This window comes from Neobacillus niacini (assembly GCF_030817595.1).
GTDB classification, from domain to species: Bacteria; Bacillota; Bacilli; order Bacillales; family Cytobacillaceae; genus Neobacillus; species Neobacillus niacini_G.
Genome location: NZ_JAUSZN010000001.1, coordinates 4302499 through 4320000 on the forward strand (window position 1 = coordinate 4302499; position 17502 = coordinate 4320000).

Annotated in this window: 15 protein-coding genes (1 of these 15 only partly in view); 3 read left to right on the forward strand and 12 right to left on the reverse strand. The window is 39.1% G+C overall.

Annotated features, from left to right (window positions below; all coding sequences use genetic code 11):
* Positions 1–5: 5 nt before the first annotated feature.
* From QFZ31_RS20435 to QFZ31_RS20450, 4 genes are all read right to left on the reverse strand, one after another.
* Positions 6–881, reverse strand: coding sequence for a carbohydrate ABC transporter permease (locus tag QFZ31_RS20435; RefSeq protein ID WP_307306314.1), 876 nt, complete (start codon positions 879–881; stop codon positions 6–8).
* A gap of 343 nt (positions 882–1224) precedes the next feature.
* Entirely contained in the window at positions 1225–2517 is a 1293-nt protein-coding gene (locus QFZ31_RS20440) for an extracellular solute-binding protein (protein ID WP_373459922.1), read from the reverse strand.
* Between the two features lie 137 nt (positions 2518–2654).
* Positions 2655–3443 (reverse strand): response regulator transcription factor, encoded by a 789-nt coding sequence (locus tag QFZ31_RS20445; protein ID WP_373459868.1) that lies wholly within the window; start codon positions 3441–3443, stop codon positions 2655–2657.
* Complete coding sequence (locus QFZ31_RS20450) at positions 3409–5178, reverse strand: sensor histidine kinase (RefSeq protein WP_307306315.1); 1770 nt, start codon at positions 5176–5178, stop codon at positions 3409–3411. Before QFZ31_RS20450 ends, QFZ31_RS20445 begins: the two co-directional genes overlap by 35 nt.
* Before the next feature lie 169 nt (positions 5179–5347).
* Here QFZ31_RS20450 and QFZ31_RS20455 point away from each other — a divergent pair, with 169 nt between their 5' ends.
* Positions 5348–5965 carry a YesL family protein gene (locus QFZ31_RS20455; protein WP_307306318.1) on the forward strand — a complete coding sequence of 206 codons (618 nt, stop codon included), beginning with the start codon at positions 5348–5350 and terminating at the stop codon, positions 5963–5965.
* A 62-nt stretch (positions 5966–6027) separates the two neighbouring features.
* Here QFZ31_RS20455 and QFZ31_RS20460 read toward each other — a convergent pair whose 3' ends face one another.
* The 6 genes from QFZ31_RS20460 to xylA form a co-directional block, all read right to left on the reverse strand.
* Positions 6028–6630 carry a polysaccharide deacetylase family protein gene (locus QFZ31_RS20460; RefSeq protein ID WP_307306320.1) on the reverse strand — a complete coding sequence of 201 codons (603 nt, stop codon included), beginning with the start codon at positions 6628–6630 and terminating at the stop codon, positions 6028–6030.
* A 12-nt stretch (positions 6631–6642) separates the two neighbouring features.
* The gene (locus tag QFZ31_RS20465; RefSeq protein ID WP_307306322.1) at positions 6643–7626 is read right to left on the reverse strand and encodes an aldo/keto reductase; all 984 of its coding nucleotides are present in this window, start codon (positions 7624–7626) and stop codon (positions 6643–6645) included.
* A 44-nt stretch (positions 7627–7670) separates the two neighbouring features.
* Positions 7671–8327 (reverse strand): SGNH/GDSL hydrolase family protein, encoded by a 657-nt coding sequence (locus QFZ31_RS20470; RefSeq protein ID WP_307306325.1) that lies wholly within the window; start codon positions 8325–8327, stop codon positions 7671–7673.
* A 392-nt stretch (positions 8328–8719) separates the two neighbouring features.
* Positions 8720–10090: an MATE family efflux transporter gene (locus QFZ31_RS20475; RefSeq protein ID WP_307306329.1), complete on the reverse strand. Its 1371-nt coding sequence runs from the start codon at positions 10088–10090 to the stop codon at positions 8720–8722.
* A 10-nt stretch (positions 10091–10100) separates the two neighbouring features.
* Complete coding sequence (gene xylB, locus QFZ31_RS20480; RefSeq protein WP_307306332.1) at positions 10101–11600, reverse strand: xylulokinase; 1500 nt, start codon at positions 11598–11600, stop codon at positions 10101–10103.
* Positions 11601–11677: 77 nt separating this feature from the next.
* Positions 11678–13009, reverse strand: a complete 1332-nt coding sequence (xylA, locus tag QFZ31_RS20485) for a xylose isomerase (RefSeq protein WP_307306336.1) — start codon at positions 13007–13009, stop codon at positions 11678–11680.
* Between the two features lie 326 nt (positions 13010–13335).
* On the opposite strand from xylA, the gene QFZ31_RS20490 reads away from it, so the two are divergent.
* Entirely contained in the window at positions 13336–14487 is a 1152-nt protein-coding gene (locus QFZ31_RS20490; RefSeq protein WP_307311689.1) for an ROK family protein, read from the forward strand.
* Between the two features lie 129 nt (positions 14488–14616).
* Positions 14617–15603, forward strand: coding sequence for a glycoside hydrolase family 43 protein (locus QFZ31_RS20495; RefSeq protein WP_307306339.1), 987 nt, complete (start codon positions 14617–14619; stop codon positions 15601–15603).
* A 47-nt stretch (positions 15604–15650) separates the two neighbouring features.
* Here QFZ31_RS20495 and tmk read toward each other — a convergent pair whose 3' ends face one another.
* Positions 15651–16274 (reverse strand): dTMP kinase, encoded by a 624-nt coding sequence (gene tmk / locus QFZ31_RS20500; protein ID WP_307306342.1) that lies wholly within the window; start codon positions 16272–16274, stop codon positions 15651–15653.
* Positions 16275–16301: 27 nt separating this feature from the next.
* Positions 16302–17502: the 3' portion of an aminotransferase class I/II-fold pyridoxal phosphate-dependent enzyme gene (locus QFZ31_RS20505; RefSeq protein WP_307306344.1), read on the reverse strand. Its footprint extends 242 nt past the window's final position; 1201 of the gene's 1443 nt are visible here — the last part of the coding sequence; its start codon lies off the right edge, out of view — the gene reads right to left on this strand; it ends in the stop codon at positions 16302–16304.

Here is a 17502-nt window from a genome sequence, read left to right on the forward strand (position 1 = left end):
CCTTTTTAATAGTCGACATCTTTTGTATTAAGTAACTTTTGAATTACCCATGTTGCAACAATACAAATGACCAATAAACCGAATCCAATAGCGCTTCCGTAACCGAAGTTATACTTGCTGAACGCTTCTGTATACATGTATGATGCCATAACCTCAGAGGCACCGTTAGGTCCGCCGCCAGTTAAGACAAAGATCAAGTCAAAGTACTTTAACGAACCGACAATCGCCAGGATGACCATGACTTTGATTACACCTGAGATTAAAGGAACCTTAATTTTATACGCGATTTGAATAGATGTCGCTCCATCAATTTTTGCAGCCTCAATCAGTTCTTCTGGAACATTTTTTAATGCAGCATAGAAAATGATGATATAGAAACCTGCATATTGCCATACGATTGGAAAGAAGAGCGCATATAAAACGATATTAGAATCCGCTAACCATAGCGGAGGATTGTCAACGCCAATCAACACTAGCATTCTGTTAAGCATACCGTTCGTAGGGTCAAAAATTTTCGCCCAAAGCTGTCCGATAGCGACAGAAGATAATAACATTGGGATTAAGTAAATTTTTCTTAAAAAGTTAGCACCTTTAATCTTACTCGCTAATATCAGCGATAAAATTAAATAACCTACCAAGCTTAAAGCGGAAAAAAGACCTAGTAAAAGGGAATGCCATGCACTTTGCCAAAACTTTGTGTCCTTTGCTAATTCAATGTAATTCTCTAAACCGATGAATTTCATCTTACCGATGCCGTTCCAGTCCATTAGACCGTAATATCCAGTTAAGACAATCGGGATATAGATTAATAGCAGAATAAGAAGTAACGATGGAAGTACGTAAAGGCTGATTACCCATTTGTTTGACATTACACTTTTCATGTTTATACTCCCTTCTTATTTGAAAAGGCTGTGTTAAATTTGTCTGTTGATTTGCGCTCCACTAAGGAATGCTTCTTGGAATAATCATCGCAGGGACAGGCGTTCTCTGCCTGTATCGAGGCACTTCGCTTTCCGCGGGCGGTACGGGGAGCCTCCTCAGCGCTAAAGCGCCTGCGGGGTCTCCCCTGCCCCGTCCTCCCGCAGGAGTCTTCGTGCCTTCCGCGCAAATCAACAGAGTGCCAATATCAACATTCGCTTTAACACAGCCCATTTAAAAAAGCGGCTAAAATGATAGAGGGCATAACCTGTATGCCCTCTACGCTGAGATTTTAATTAGGCCATTTTACTTTTTCTCTTCAGCAAGTTCATCCTTATGTTGTTTCACAAAATCCTCAGGTGTAACTTGTTTTCCGAATAGAGCTGTTACTAAATCATGATGTAATTCAGATACAGCCGGGCTGGATTGAGTATCAAAGTAAGTTGTAACATTTGATGCTTCACTTAAATCCTTTAAGATTTCAATGTACATTGGAGCAAGATCAAGGCTTGCTGTGTCTACTTTCGTTGCAGGAATAACACCAGCGTCGATTACTGATTTTTCTCCCCATCTCTTTACAAGGTATCCAACGAAGTCTTTTGCCTCTTCTTGTACTTTAGATTCTTTTGCTACGAATAAACCAACACCAGGTCCGCCTACATAGCTGTCAATGCTTTCCCCTTTTCCGCCTTCATATGTTGGGAACTTGAAATAGCCAATCTTATCTTTGAATTCTTGTGCTACGTCAGGGCTTGTTGTGTAGTTTGGTAATTCCCAAGTAGCTGTTAAGAACATCGCTGCCTGTTCATTCATGAAGTAACCTTTTGCATCGTCGTTTGATAATGCACTTGAACCTTTTACGAATCCACCCATATCAACTAGGTTTTGTACTTCCTCAGCTGCTTTGACAATCGCTGGGTCGTCCATTTTTGCTTTACCTTTAATAACGTCTGTTAAAATAGTAGATCCGCCAATACGGTCTGCTAGATACATGAACCAGAATGATGCTGGCCAGCCGTCTTTCGCACCAACAGTTGCAGGAACAACGCCGTTGTCAGCTAAAGTTTTTACAACATTTTTATACTCTTCGAAAGTCTTTGGAACTTCTAAATTATATTTCTTAAAAATTTCTTTGTTGTAGAATACGTAAGAAATATTTAACTCTAATGGAAGACCATATGTTTTTCCATCTACTGCATATGATTCCTTTACACCAGGGATAAATGCATCTTTAAGGTCGGCATCGTTTTTAACGATATCATCTAGTGGAGCTAACATGTCACCTTCGACGTAAGGCTTGATAAAACCATCTGACCAAGTCATACCGATATCTGGCAGTTCATTTGATGAAGCTAATACTTTCAGCTTTTCACGGTATTGATCAGGGTTTAGGATTTCTGTTTCGATTTTAATATCTGTGTGCTCTTTTTCATACTCTGCAATCACATCTTTTACAATAGAGAACTGAGCATTTGAGCTGCCTTCCGGCCATAAATGCATGAATTTAATAACCTTTTTACCATCGGCACTGCTTTCTTCTGAAGAACTTGAAGAAGAACATCCTGCAAGTGCTAGAGAGAGTAGCATAATGACTAACATGAAGATTGCAACCGTTTTCTTATTAAACAATCGTGATTCCCCCTATGACCTTTTGTATGTTTTCACTTACATTTATATCTTACATTCTGATAGTTCTGAAAAATAGGTCACAACGATTAGGAAAAATGCCACTATTTTTAGAAAGCCCTTTCATCATTGGTTTTTCGGTAAGCACTTGGTGTCACACCTTCTAATTCCCTAAAGATTTTAATAAAGTATTTTGCCGTTTTATAACCGGATTCTTCGGCAATATCATTAATTGGGAGATTCGTTGTCATTAACAATTCCTTTGCCCGCTGGATTCTGCGGCGAGTTACATATTCACTGAAGGTTAATTTCACATGTTCTTTAAAAAGCGAGCTTAGATAGCTTGGGTTTAAATGAACATGGTCCGCAACTTCTTTCTGGGTTAACTCATTTTTGAGATTGTTGTTGATATAGTCAATTGCTTCTCTGATTGGTTCACGATTCGATGGATTTTGGGTATTGGCATCCACGAGCTTCGTATCGACTACTTTTTCGATCAAGCCCGCCCGTTGTTTTTTCTCAACCTCTTTAAGCGCTTCTTCTACAGCCTCAATTAATGCCTTTTTGCTGATTGGTTTTAGGAGATAGTTTATAACCCCTAGACGAAGGGCTTCCTGGGCATACTCAAACTCAGAGTATGCCGAAATCACGATAATTACAGGAAAGATATTAAGTTCTTTTGCGATTTTTAATAATTCTAATCCTGTTATTTCCGGCATCCGGATGTCGGTGATGAGGATATGAACTTTATTCTCTTTCATCAGTTGGATGGCTTCTTCTCCATTTGAAGCGGTCATAATCTGATAGTTCCCATTTGCCCATGTATCCAAGTTCTTCTTCAGCCCTTGGCGTGTTCTTGGTTCATCATCCACAATCAAAATCGTCTTTGTATTCAACATGGTTTTCCTCTCCCTTCACAGGTACGACAAACGAAACCTTTGTCCCGTAATTTTCTTTACTTTTAATGGTCAGACCACTTTTTTGATAATATAATTCCAGGCGTTTGTGTACGTTTGAAATCGCTATTCCATTGCCATTTTTCGAGATTACACCGCCTGATTCTATCGCCTGTTTAATAGATTCTAATTTATCTTGTTTCATCCCGGGGCCATCATCTTCTACAACAATTTCCAAGTATTCCTGATCCTCCGTAGGTTGAATTAAAACCGATATCGTACATGGCTTCATTGTATTTCCAGCCCCATGCAGAACCGCGTTCTCGACTAACGGCTGAATCAACAGTTTTGGGATTCTGACGTTCCCTGTTTCACATGGCATGTTTAGATTCCAATTTAAGTGATCACCGAAGCGCATTTTCATAATTTCCATATAGTCTTCGATGTGTTGGATTTCAGCCTTGATCGGAACCCAATCCCCATCCGTCTGCTTGGTGATTGTATAGCGGAATAAGTTTGACATTGCCACTACAAGCTCCGCCAGTTCATCCTCATCTTTATCTTCAAGTGACCATTTAAGCGCATCCAACGTATTAAAAAGGAAATGCGGATTAATTTGCGCCTGTAATGCTTTTAATTCACTCCGGCTTCGGGTAATTTCCTTTTGGTAAACCATTTTGATTAAGTGGTTTGTTTCTTTTACTAGTTGATTATAGGTACTATTTAACTCATTGATTTCATTAACTGCAGTAACACTAGGGTTCAAGGTTAACGAGCCTGCGCTCGCCTGCTGCATCGTTTTTGTCAATTTAACAATCGGTCTTGTAATAAAACTTGATAGCCCCAACGTACTGATTAAAAAGATAATAAACCCGATAATCCCAGCGATAATGATTCCCGACCGTAATACACTAATTCCTTCCGTAAGGGCTTTAATCGGAGTTAAAATTATCAGTGTCCACCTTGTTTCATCCGAGGTTTGTCTAGTCACCATATACTCCTGGTTGTCCAACGTCAACGTAGGAGAAGGATCTAAAATAATCGGTTCAAGCGGGTCATTATAATTTGATAGAATCGGCTCAGAGTACTGGTCTAGTAAAATCGAATACTGATTTTCAATATTAGATGTATCCGGATCCACAAACTGAAGGTAATCTCGATAAATACTAATGAGCAGATAACCGCCATTCTCAAAGCCGTGGTTTAATAGATTGACCCGCCTGAGTGCAAGGATGTTATCAGAGTTACGCGGATCGTCACCAATCCAGACTAGGCTTCCATTTGCATAATCAGCCTGTTGAATCCAATTACTGTCAATTCTCGTGAGTAAATTTGTGTCATCTAACGGGATTAAGCGATCCATTGTATCTGTATAAAGTTCAAACGAAAAAATCCCATCTGTATTTGCTTGAATTGTGGTTACTATGCCGTCTAACTGCTGCCGTTCAGCAAAACTAATATTCTCTCCTTGAGATGCTTTTGTTAAGGTTCTTTGAATTGCGTCATTTGTCATCACTAGCTTAGACGAGGTGCTAATTTGTTTATATAAAGATTCTAATCTTCCATTTGCCTCTACTGCCGTCTGGTGTATCTGTTTTTCGGCATTATTTTTCAACAGGGTTGATACTCTATTAAAAGTGATTAAGCTGACAATAGCTAAAACAATCAGCATGACCACTAAAAATACCACAAGTATTTGATTTCGCAACGTGTTCCATTTGTGTAATCTAGCGAACATAATATCGCCCTTCTAAAATAGTTTTTTTTACTATAACGCATTTTGTCGAATTACGTAATATTATTTTAAAATATCAAAAATCTGTCAATTTTAGAAATTAACCGTTTTCAACATGTACCTATTGTTCTATAATGTGTATAAACGGAGCACCGTAAGAAGGGGAATGATTATGAATAAGCTATCAATGAGCGGTCTGTATACTCTTACCGAATGGATCACTAGGTTTGCCTATGTAAATTTATTATGGATTGGCTTCTCACTTCTTGGTCTTGTGGTCTTTGGAATCAGCCCTGCGACCATTGCAATGTTTACAATCATACGTAAATGGATCATGGGTGATAGTGACATTCCCGTATTTCAAACTTTTTGGAAATCCTATAAAAAAGAGTTCCTTAAAGGTAATGGATTAGGAATCTTCATAGCTTTATTGGCTTATATAATTTTTATTGATTTGAACTATATAAAACTCGATACGATTATTCAAATTCCTTTATACGTCATCATTTTTGCAATCGTTATGACAATATTGTATATATTTCCTGTTTACGTTCACTATAATGTTACATTCATTCAGCTGTTTAAAAATGCATTCTTTATCATGATGGTGAATCCACTCTCAAGTATAATAATGCTAATGGGGTTTGTGGCTTTATTCTTTGTAATGAGGTTTTTACCAGCACTGTTATTTTTCTTCGGCGGAAGCCTCTCGGCAGGAATTATTATGTCATCCTGTTATCTTGCCTTTCAAAAAATCGAGAAAAAACTTCAAAAAGCGGAAGCGGCTTAAACATCCGCTGGAGGCTCGATTAAAAAAGGAAGCACAAACGTTTTAGTTGTGCTTCCTCTTTTTTATGCTAAAGCTAATAATTCGCTGACAGTTACAAGTTGATATCCTTGTAATGTTAATTCGGAAACAATCATTCGAACGGCTTCTATCGTTTGTGAACGGTCGCCATAGCCATCATGAAAAATTAAAATACTACCATTTTTCACCACATCTCTTGATTTCCCCAGGATATGCCCCACTCCGGGCTGTTCCCAGTCTTGTGCCTCTAAATTTAACGCACCAATCATGGGATAACCCATTTCCTGTAGTAAAGAGACCGTATCCTGATTATAATCTAAGTATGGTGGACGAAAGACAACAGGTTTTCTTCCCGCCATCTCCTCTATTAATTTTTCCGTTTCTTCTATTTCCTTCGAACAATCTTGTTTGCTTAACTCCGATAGTTTTGGGTGAGTGAAAGTATGGTTTCCAATTTCATGTCCCTGGTCACAGACCTGCTTTACAACATCAGGATGATTCCTCATCTGTTCACCGATCATAAAGAAAGTTGCTTTTCCTTTTGCTTCAGAGAAAATCTCTAAAACTTGCGGGGTATAAACCGGATTTGGTCCATCATCAAATGTAATGGCAACTACCCTGTGCGATGTAGGAATTTCATTAATCATGATGTACACCCCTTAATAAGGACCTCTCACATAATCCCTTACTTTTTCCTGATAGAAACGTTGAATCTCTTTCTGTTCTTCTACTGAGAATGGCTTCGTATCAAGAGCAGCGAGATTATCCTCTACCTGTTTAACATTTTTAAATCCTGGAATGATACAAGTAATTTCTTTTTGGTCGAGAATCCAGCGCAATGCTGCACTAGCCATTGATTTACGGCCTTCTGCTATCCACTTTAACTCGTCAGCTAATTCGACACCCTTACGGAATCCAAGACCGGCAAAAGTTTCCCCTACATTAAAAGCCTCTCCATTTTCATTAAAGCGGCGATGGTCATCAGCTTCAAATTCATGATCAGTGGTGAATTTACCAGTCAGCAGCCCGCTCGCCAGTGGTAAACGAACAAGCAGGCCGACGCCTTTTTGATAAGCCTCCGGTATTAAGTTTTCTAATGGCTTCTGACGGAACATATTAAATATGATTTGCAGGCTTTTTACATTAGGATGTTCCAAACAAATCAGTCCCTCTTCGACGGTTTCCACACTGACACCATAGTGACGGATTTTTCCTTCTTTTTTCAAACGGTCTAGTACGTCAAAAACACTGCCCTCTCTTAAAATCTCTGTTGCCGGACAATGAATTTGGTACAAATCTATCGCTTCCCTGTTTAAACGGCTCAGGCTGTCTTCACAATAAGCGCTTACCTTTTCATAACTGTAATTTTTCGGATCAAAAATATCACCCTGACGGCAGAACTTGGTTGCTATATGTATCTGTTCTTCCTTGCCTTTCGTGGCTTTGGCCAATAACTCTTCACTATGACCATCACCATATACATCGGCAGTATCAAAAAAGTTAACACCCTGGTCAATCGCATATTCTAAAGATTTCAAGGCTTCTGTATCACTCGTCCGGCCCCATGAACCGCCTATTGCCCACGTTCCAAAGCTGACCTCACTGATCATGATTCCTGTATTACCTAGTTCACGATTATTCATAACGACAACTCCTTTACCTACTATTTTTTAATTTAGAAACTAACTTAAGCACGGTTCCAATCAAAGTCAATTGCATTCAGAAAGGCACGAGCGAGCACTATATGTCCCGCAGTAGAAGGATGAACACGATCCCAAGCTATGGTTGCAGGGTACAAATCCTTTAATAATCTATTAAATGCTGCCTGTGTATCCACAAATAAACAATTGGTTTCTTCCGCTATTTTTTTGACAATCTTCCCGTACTGGTCCATTGACCTGCGCATTTGATCGTGTTCATTGCTCTCCAAATAAAATGGAGTCATAAGAACCATTTCTTTCACATATGGCTTTGCTCCTAACACGAGTTCTTTAAGCGTTTGTTCGTATTCTTCAATGTAAACATGCCAATCTTTAATGAAAGGTGTATCATATTGACGCCATACATCATTAATACCAATCATAATGGATAACCAATCTGGCTTTTGATCGATGACATCTTCCTGCCACCTATTTTTCAAATCACGGACGGTATTGCCGCTAATCCCCTTATTTACTACCCGAATTCCTAATTCCGGATAAACCGCTTGAAGCAGCCCATCAACAAAAGATACATACCCTTTACCCAGGGCAGCAAATAATCCTTCACCCTCTGGTTTTGCTCGTTCACAATCTGTTACAGAGTCACCGATAAATAAGAGTTTTTGGCCCTTGTCTAGTTTCATTCGTCCTCTCCTCCTTATGCCCCAATATTTAGATTATCTAGGCTGTGTCAACCGGGCTGTTGATTTGCGCTCCACTACGGAATGCTTCTTCGAGTAATCACCGCAGGGACAGGCTGTCCTTTGCCTGTCCCGAGGCGCTATGCTTTCCGCGGGCTCGCCCGTGAGCCTCCTCGGTCGTTCCGACCTGCGGGGTCTCACTCAGCTCGTTCATCCCGCAGGACTTTGAATTTACTCCCTCGAATAATCACCGCACGAAGAAAATGCGATAGCATTTTCGAGGATCGAGCGCCTTCCACTCCAATCAACAGGTTCTTAAACCAACAGTATTCTCTTTAACACAGCCATTTAAGAGAGCTGACAAATGCCAGCCCTCCATTCGTATGAAGAATCGATTAATTAGCGGTAGTGGCCTGATTTTGAACCAAAACTTTTTTCTCCCAAACCCGACTTCTCCATCTAAAGTACATGGTAATTCCTCTAAACCATTCGTCAACAATAAAGGCAATCCAGATTCCTGGTAAGCCGAATCCAAGGTGAATCCCTAAAAAATAGGCTAATGGTACACTTATTCCCCACATTGATATAAAGCCCATAATGAGAGAAATGTTTGCATCCCCTGTTGCACGCAAGGAATTGATTACCACTAAGTTAAAGGTTCTCCCCGGCTCGAGGATAAGACAAAGCAATAACAATGTACTGCCCATAGAAATAATCTCATCATCCTTGGTGAAAAAACTGAACAGTGGTTCTCTAAAAATGGCTACTACAATTGCAATTGCCACTGTCATAATTAAACTATACCACAGACTTTTCAGTAATTGATGATAGGCCCCTTCAAAATCTCTTGCTCCTGCCTTGTAGCCAATTAGAATTTGCGTTCCCTGTCCCATCGCCAGGCCAAACACAAGAATAAAGGACACTATATTTTGTGTATACACACGGGTAGTTAATGAAGCCGCACCCAACATCGCAATGATAGCCGTAATAGCTAACTGGCTGAGGTTGAAACAAATTTGTTCCCCGGCTGCTGGTACCCCTATTTTCAGAATCCTTCTAATTTGAATACCATCAATCGTGATATAATCCCTTAATTTAAGGTTAATCGGGATTCGATCATACAGTAACTTTAAAATAAGAGCCAACGCTATAGCCCTGCTAATGGCAGTTGAAATGGATACACCAATTACACCCATTTCCGGAAATCCCAGCAAGCCAAAGATTAAGATGGCATTTCCAATCAAGTGAATAACATTCATTGTGATGGAAATCATCATGGCATCCCTGGTGTAGCCATTCGCTCTTAGAATGGAAGAAACAGTGATTAGAACTGCTTGAAGAAATACTGTTCCTCCTACAATCATCAGATATTGTTCCCCTAGTTCAGCAATATGCTCCGGCAGGTGAAAGAAGCTTACTAGTTCTGTTCTAAAAATAACCATGAATAAACTAATGACTAAGCCAATGACAAGGTTGAGGGTTATTGAGATCGCTGTTACCTTTTTCGTTTCGTCTTTTAAACCTGCACCTAAGTATTGAGAGAGAACAACAGCTGTCCCACTAGAAACAAAACTGAAGATGAGAATACATAAAAATATAAGCTGGTTTGCCACACCCACAGCTGCGACAGCATCATCCGAAATATGCGATAGCATAATAGTATCTGTGCTGCCCATTATTACTTGTAGAAATAGTTCCACAAAGATTGGCCAAGTAATGGTTAGCAAACTTAGCGGCGGGGTGCTTTTATTTGCGGATTTTTCCATTAGAATCCTCTTATTTTCTAAACTCTCTTAATTGTTCATTTAATTCCTTAGTTTGTAAATAAACCTGTTTGTAGATTGTAAATAGTTTCTGATAAGCTTCAACGTTTTCTTGAATAGGGTAATAGGTCTTGGCTGTTTGAATAAATTCCTCCGCACATTCTTTAAGTGATGGGTACCAGCCACAGCCATATGCCGCTAACATTGCCGCACCCATTCCAGGGCCTTGTTCGCTCGTAAGCTTTTCAATTTTTGCATTGAAGATATCCGCCTGCATTTGCAGCCATGTGTCATTCTTAGCGCCTCCGCCAATTGAGACGATGGAATCAATGGTCTTCCCACTGCTTCTAAAAATATCAATCGATTCATTTAATGAAAATGTTATTCCCTCAAGGACTGCACGAGCAAAGTGTTTACGCTCATGCGCAGCGTCGATTCCAATAAAGCTACCGCGAATATTTGAGTCCGCATGTGGAGTTCTTTCGCCAACAATGTACGGCGTAAATAACAATCCATTGCTGCCAGCCGGAACCTCATCCACACCTGATAAAAATTGCTCAAAGTTTTCTTCCTTCGCAAATGTATCTTTAAACCAGCTTAAGCTATAGCCAGCAGCTAGAGTTACGCCCATTGTATAGTAAGTATTTTCTTCACCATGGTTAAAGTAGTGAACCTTGCCTTCAAAGTCGAGGTCATTTCTTTTTTCATAAGAAAGAACAACACCAGAGGTACCGATACTTGCTAATGTTTTTCCTTCCGATAATATTCCTGATCCGATTGCGCCACAAGCATTGTCGGCTCCACCAGCGAATACCTTAACAGCTTCTGATAATCCTGTTGCTTGCGCAATTTCTGCTGTTATCGTACCAACGAACGCATGGGATTCTACTAAAGCTGGACACAAATCAGCTGAAAGACCAAAGGCGTCTAACACTTCACCGCTCCACTCCCGCTCGGCAACGTTTAGCAATAACGTTCCCGCGGCATCGGAATACTCCATCTGGATATTCCCTGTAAGCCGGTAACGAAGATAATCTTTTGGAAGTACGAATAGTTTTGCGCGTTGAAAAATTTCTGGTTCATTTTCTTTTACCCAAAGAATTTTTGGTAAAGTAAAGCCTTCTAACGCTGGATTTTTCGTTACTTCTAATAAACGCTCCCTGCCCATAACGTCATAAATTTCCTGACATTGTTTTGTGGTTCTTGTGTCATTCCACAAGATCGCGTTTCTTAATACTTGATTGTTTTTATCTAATAAAACTAAGCCGTGCATTTGTCCGGAGAAGCTGATTCCTTCAATATCGTTTACGTCTCCATCGAATTGCTGTAATAGTTCCTTTAATCCTGCTGTTGTTTTTTCTACCCATTCTTCTGGGTTTTGTTCACTGTAGCCTGATTTTTCAATTATCAAAGGATATGATTTAGAAACTTCCTTACACACTTCACCTTTTTGATTCACAAGTAGGATTTTTACGGCACTCGTTCCAAGGTCAACTCCAATTACATACTTCATCCTTATCATCCTTTTCTAAAAAAAGTGCTGGAGTAATAGGCTGCCAGCACTTTTTTCATGTTTATATTGAGTATAGATTAAACTGTTACACTTGAAAGTGTTTCTAGTAAATATTGATTGATTAGAGCCTTTAGGCGCTCTGTTCTACCTGATGTATTCTTGATTTCTGTTAATCCAAGGGCATAAGCTTCAAGCTCACGGAAGTTAGTTTTTCCTTCGACGATCTCTAAGCCAATTCCTTTTGTATAGCTGCTGTAGCGTTCTTCAATAAAGCTATCAAGTACTTTATCTTCGATTAGCTTGTTAGCAACTTTAAGGCCGATTGCAAATGCATCCATACCAGCGATGTGTGCGTGGAACAGATCTTCTGCTTCGAATGAACCTCTTCTTACTTTCGCGTCAAAGTTCAATCCGCCTTTTCCTAAACCACCATTTTTGAGGATTTCATACATAGCCAATGTGTTCGTGTAAAGATCAGTTGGGAACTCATCTGTATCCCACCCAAGTAGTGTATCACCTTGGTTAGCGTCAACCGATCCTAACATTCCGTTAATACGAGCTGTTCTTAACTCATGCTCAAATGTGTGACCAGCCAAAGTAGCGTGGTTTGCTTCAATATTAAACTTGAAGTAGTCTGTTAGGTCATATTTTTGTAAGAATGCTAGACCAGTAGCCACATCAAAATCATATTGGTGTTTTGTAGGCTCTTTTGGTTTTGGCTCGATTAAGAATGGAACGTTTAAGCCGATTTCTTTTGCATAATCTACTGCCATATGGAAGAAGCGTGCTAAGTTATCTTGCTCAAGCTTCATGTTTGTATTTAAAAGTGTTTCGTAACCTTCACGTCCGCCCCAGAAAACGTAGTTTTCGGCACCAAGTTCTTTTGCTACTTCCAATGCCTTTTTCACTTTTGCTGCAGAGTATGCGAATACATCTGCATTTGGAGAGGTTGCAGCACCATGAACATAACGTGGGTTAGAGAACATGTTGGCTGTGTTCCAAAGCAATTTCGTTTTACTAGTTTTCATGTATTCCTTAATCATACCTACAATAACATCTTGATTTTCATTTGTTTCTTTTAAAGTGCTTCCTTCTGGTGCAATATCAACATCATGGAAAGCAAAGAAAGGAACATTTAATTTTTCAAAAAGTTCGAATGCTGCTTCCACACGTGCCTTAGCTAAATCTAATCCTTTTAAGTGATCCCAAGGACGGATAGCTGTACCTACACCAAATGGATCTGTACCATCTGCTGTAAATGTGTGCCAGTAAGCAACAGAGAAGCGTAGAATTTCTTCCATTGTCTTACCATTTATTAATTCTTCTGGATTATAATACTTAAACGCTAAAGGATTTTTAGATGATGCGCCTTCAAATTGAATTTTGTTAACTGTTTCGAAATAAGCCATTTGGTTATTCCTCCTAGTAGTTGGTTTGATTTTACGGTAACAGATTGATATGTAAATGCTTACAAGATTTGTCTTGCTCTTAATCTGTTACCTTTGTTTAATCAGATTATAGCAAGGTAATCTTAGTTTGTCTATTGAATAAACTAAGATTTTATAAAAATTTTTATAAGACTCAAATTAGCTTTTGTTAAAAGTGATTGCCTTCCCTTATAAAAGGCAATAATAAGCCCATAATAACACCGGTCTGTATCATTGTATATTCAATAAACAAAGTTTATGCTACTATTAAGATACTACCAAATAAGGAGTTTTTATAAGTGGTAACCATGACATGGAATCAACAAATAGTTAAAAAAAATAATAAAGCACTGGTATTACAATTAATTATGGAAAAGGAGCCGATTTCAAGGGCGGACATTGCTCAGGTATCTGGTTTACATAAGGCAACTGTTTCTTCTCTTGTAAATGAATTATTAGAAGAAGAACTTATTTTTGAATCAGGACCAGGTGAATCAAGTGGCGGGCGACGGCCCGTTATCCTTCACTTTAATAAAGTGGCAGGATATGCAATTGGAATTGATATCGGGGTAAACTATGTATTATGTGTACTGACCGATTTAAAAGGCAATATTTTAATAGAAAAAAATCAACTGGTTAATCGAACTCCCTATCCAACGATTTTAAGCACTGTTCAGAACATGGTCCAGTCGGTTATCGATGAAATGCCTAGCAGCAGGTATGGAGTTATAGGTATAGGAGTCGGTGTTCCTGGAATTGTGAACAAAGAGGGCTCTGTCCTTCTTGCTCCAAACTTAGGCTGGACAAATATACAGTTAAAAGTGGATCTCGAAAAGATATTCCAAGTTCCTGTGATTATTGAGAATGAGGCAAATGCCGGGGCCTTTGGTGAACAACAGTTTGGTGCTGGCCAAGACTATCAAAACATTATTTATATTAGTGCTGGGATTGGTATCGGTGTAGGAATTATTTTAAATAAAGATTTATATCAGGGCAAAAATGGATTCTCAGGTGAAATGGGACACATGATTATCGATATTGACGGAAAACCATGCAGTTGTGGCAGCCGAGGCTGTTGGGAAGCATATGCTTCTGAACATGCCCTGCTGGAGATGGCTGGTGAAAACACAGATACACTTGAATCTTTAATACACCAAGCAGAAAATGGTGATGAGGCCGTCAAGAATCTATTCCGAAAAATCGGTGGTTATCTTGGATATGGTATCAATAACATTATCAATACCTTTAACCCTGATCAGGTAATCGTGGGTAATCGATTAGCTTTAACAAAAGAATGGATAGAGGAGCCAATTCGAAATACCATTAAAAATCACACACTCACCCATCATCAACATGAAATGAAGCTGGATTTTTCCGGACTTGGAAAGTATTCGACCGTATTAGGTGTTTCTGCTTTTGTGGTTGAAAATTTCATAAAAGAAGAATCCAGAGTTTTATAATCTTACCCATGCGAGTTTCCCCTCTTTTTTAAGAGGGGGAAAAAAAGTTAGTTGTTCGGATATACAAAGTCCATTAACATCAGTTATAATAAATTTGTAAATCACTATATTATTCGATGGGGAGATATTATGGAGAAAAACTCAAAACCAAATGAGCCTTTAGTTACACACATTTACACCGCAGATCCTTCCGCACATGTGTTTGAAGGAAAGCTTTATATTTATCCATCTCATGACCTAGATCACGATGAACCTTCTAATGATAATGGCGACCAATATAAAATGGAAGATTACCATGTCCTATCTATGGATGATGTTACCTCACCTGTTGTTGACCACGGGGAAGCGCTTCATGTAAAAGATGTTCCATGGGCTTCTAAACAAATGTGGGCACCTGATGCAGCTTACAAAAATAACACATATTATTTATTCTTCCCAGCAAGGGATAAAGATGGCATATTCAGAATTGGTGTCGCAACAAGCCCTAATCCTTCAGGTCCTTTTACTCCAGAGGAAAACTACATACCAGGCAGCTTCAGCATTGACCCAGCTGTACTGGTGGATGAAGATTCAAAAGCCTATGTTTATTTCGGCGGCCTTTGGGGAGGTCAGTTGGAAAAGTGGCAGACTGGTACATTTGTTCCTGACGCAGAAGGCCCCGCACCAGATGCGCCTGCATTAGGACCAAGAGTAGCTGAACTAAGCGATGACATGCTTACTTTCAAAAGTGAGCCAAAAGAAATTTCCATTGTTGACGAAGATGGCAGCCCGATTCTTGCAAGTGACGAAGAAAGAAGATATTTTGAAGGTCCATGGGTTCACAAATACAATGGTCTTTACTATCTATCTTATTCAACTGGTACAACCCATAAAATTGTTTATGCGGTAAGTGATAACCCACAAGGTCCATTTGTGTTTAAAGGTACGATTCTTACCCCTGTTATTGGCTGGACCACACATCATTCAATTGTTGAGTTTAATGATAAATGGTACCTGTTCTATCACGATTGCGAGTTATCAGATGGTGTGAACCATAAGCGTTCTGTGAAGTACACGGAACTAAAATATAACAGTGATGGAACCATTCAAACGATTGACCCTTACGGAGATAAATAGGCAGATTAAAAGCTGGCTTCATAGTTGAAGCCAGCTTTTTTAAGGTGCTATTTAAGTCTCGCTGCCAATACTTCATTAATATCAGCCATTACTTCTTCCACTTCCTGATTGGCGTCGATTCTAATCATTCTTTCTGGAAACATCTTCATTACTTCTTCATAGCCTTCCCGAACGCTAAGATGGAAATTTATTTCTTCTAAATCTAATCTATTTATTTCTCTTTCTTTATTTTTGGCAATTCGACTTAACCCTATCTTAGGGTCTAAATCCAAGTAAAGAGTTAAATCCGGCATTAGGTCACCAATTGCAAATTTATTAATGGAAAAGACCTCACTAATACCTAACCCTCTAGCAAATCCCTGATAGGCTAGGCTGCTATCTACAAACCGATCACATAAAACAATTTTGCCTTCATTAAGAGACGGGATCACCTTTTCCACTAAATGCTGCCTTCTTGCTGCAGCATAGAGGAGGGCTTCTGTTCTCCCCTCCATTTTAGTATTGTTTTTATCTAGAATAACGGAACGTATTTGCTCTGCTATATCAATTCCTCCTGGCTCTCTTGTTACAACTACCTTTTTTCCACTAGTCTCTAACGACTCTTTTATGAAATTAATGATTGTCGATTTGCCAGATCCCTCGACACCTTCAAGGGTAATAAAGTAACTCATATAAACTTCTCCATTCATTTATTCAATTTAATAACTTGTTCTTACTATGTTAATTTGATTTAAGTCTAGGAAGGAACCTCCTTGAAATCTCGCTCCGGTATTGATTAGCTGCGTTAGCTGCTTCACCTTTTCCTCCGTAATGAACTCCCCCATTAACAGAAGAGGAATTCCCGGCGGGTATGGAATAATCGTCTCTGCACATACCTGCCCCGCTGCTTCCGAAATGGGTATTAGCTGTTTCCCCATATTAGACAACTTGTCATGGGAAATTGCTAACTCAGATATCTTTCCTGTACTAACTAAAGTTTCATTCTCAATTGGATGATAAGGTATTTCCTCTAGCAGCGCTTTTATTTTTCTACCTGCTCTTACTAATGGATAGTCCTGGTTTTCCTTCAATAAGGGAAGGATAAATAGGACATTAAGTGGATCTGCTAATTCGGTATAGATTCCTAGCTCTTCAAATCTTTTCTGGAGTTCAAATCCACTTAACTTAGACCTTGACTGTATGGTTATTTTTAATGGATCCCCGGGTGGGTTAGGATACTCTAGTACCTTAATGCTTTGGATCGCTGAAAGCTCTTTTTTAAAATCCAATATTTCTTGTTTTAGGTATTCTAAATCGTTTCGATGATACGTTGCTAAATAGTTTCTGGCTATATCCAGTGAAGCCATGATAACGTATGATGGGCTGCTAGACTGAAGCATTTGCAGGTAGTCCTTCACCTTATCGAGGTTGACTCGTTCACTGTTTATATGTAAATAAGAACCCATAGTCATGGCCGGCAATGTTTTATGTGCTGAGTGCACAACCATATCTGCCCCTAATTGAATTGCGGGTGCCGGAAAGGGCTCACCAATAATAAAATGAGGACCATGTGCCTCATCTACTAATACAGGTATGTTTTTAAGATGTGCAAGGTCAATGATACTTTTTAAATCATATACCATACCATAATAATTTGGATAGGTTAAAACAACCGCTTTCGCATTTGGATAGAGGGAAATGGCTTTTTCCACAATTTTTTCTGCAACACCAGTTGATGTTTTCCATTCTGAATTATATTCAGGTTCTAAAAAAACGGGTCTGGCCTTAGCTAACTTAATAGCATTTAATACAGACTTATGGCAATTTCGTTGAACAAGGATAACATCATCCTTCTCACAAACTGACAGGATCATCGCTAAATTACCGACAGTTGATCCATTTACCAAGAAAAAACTTTTC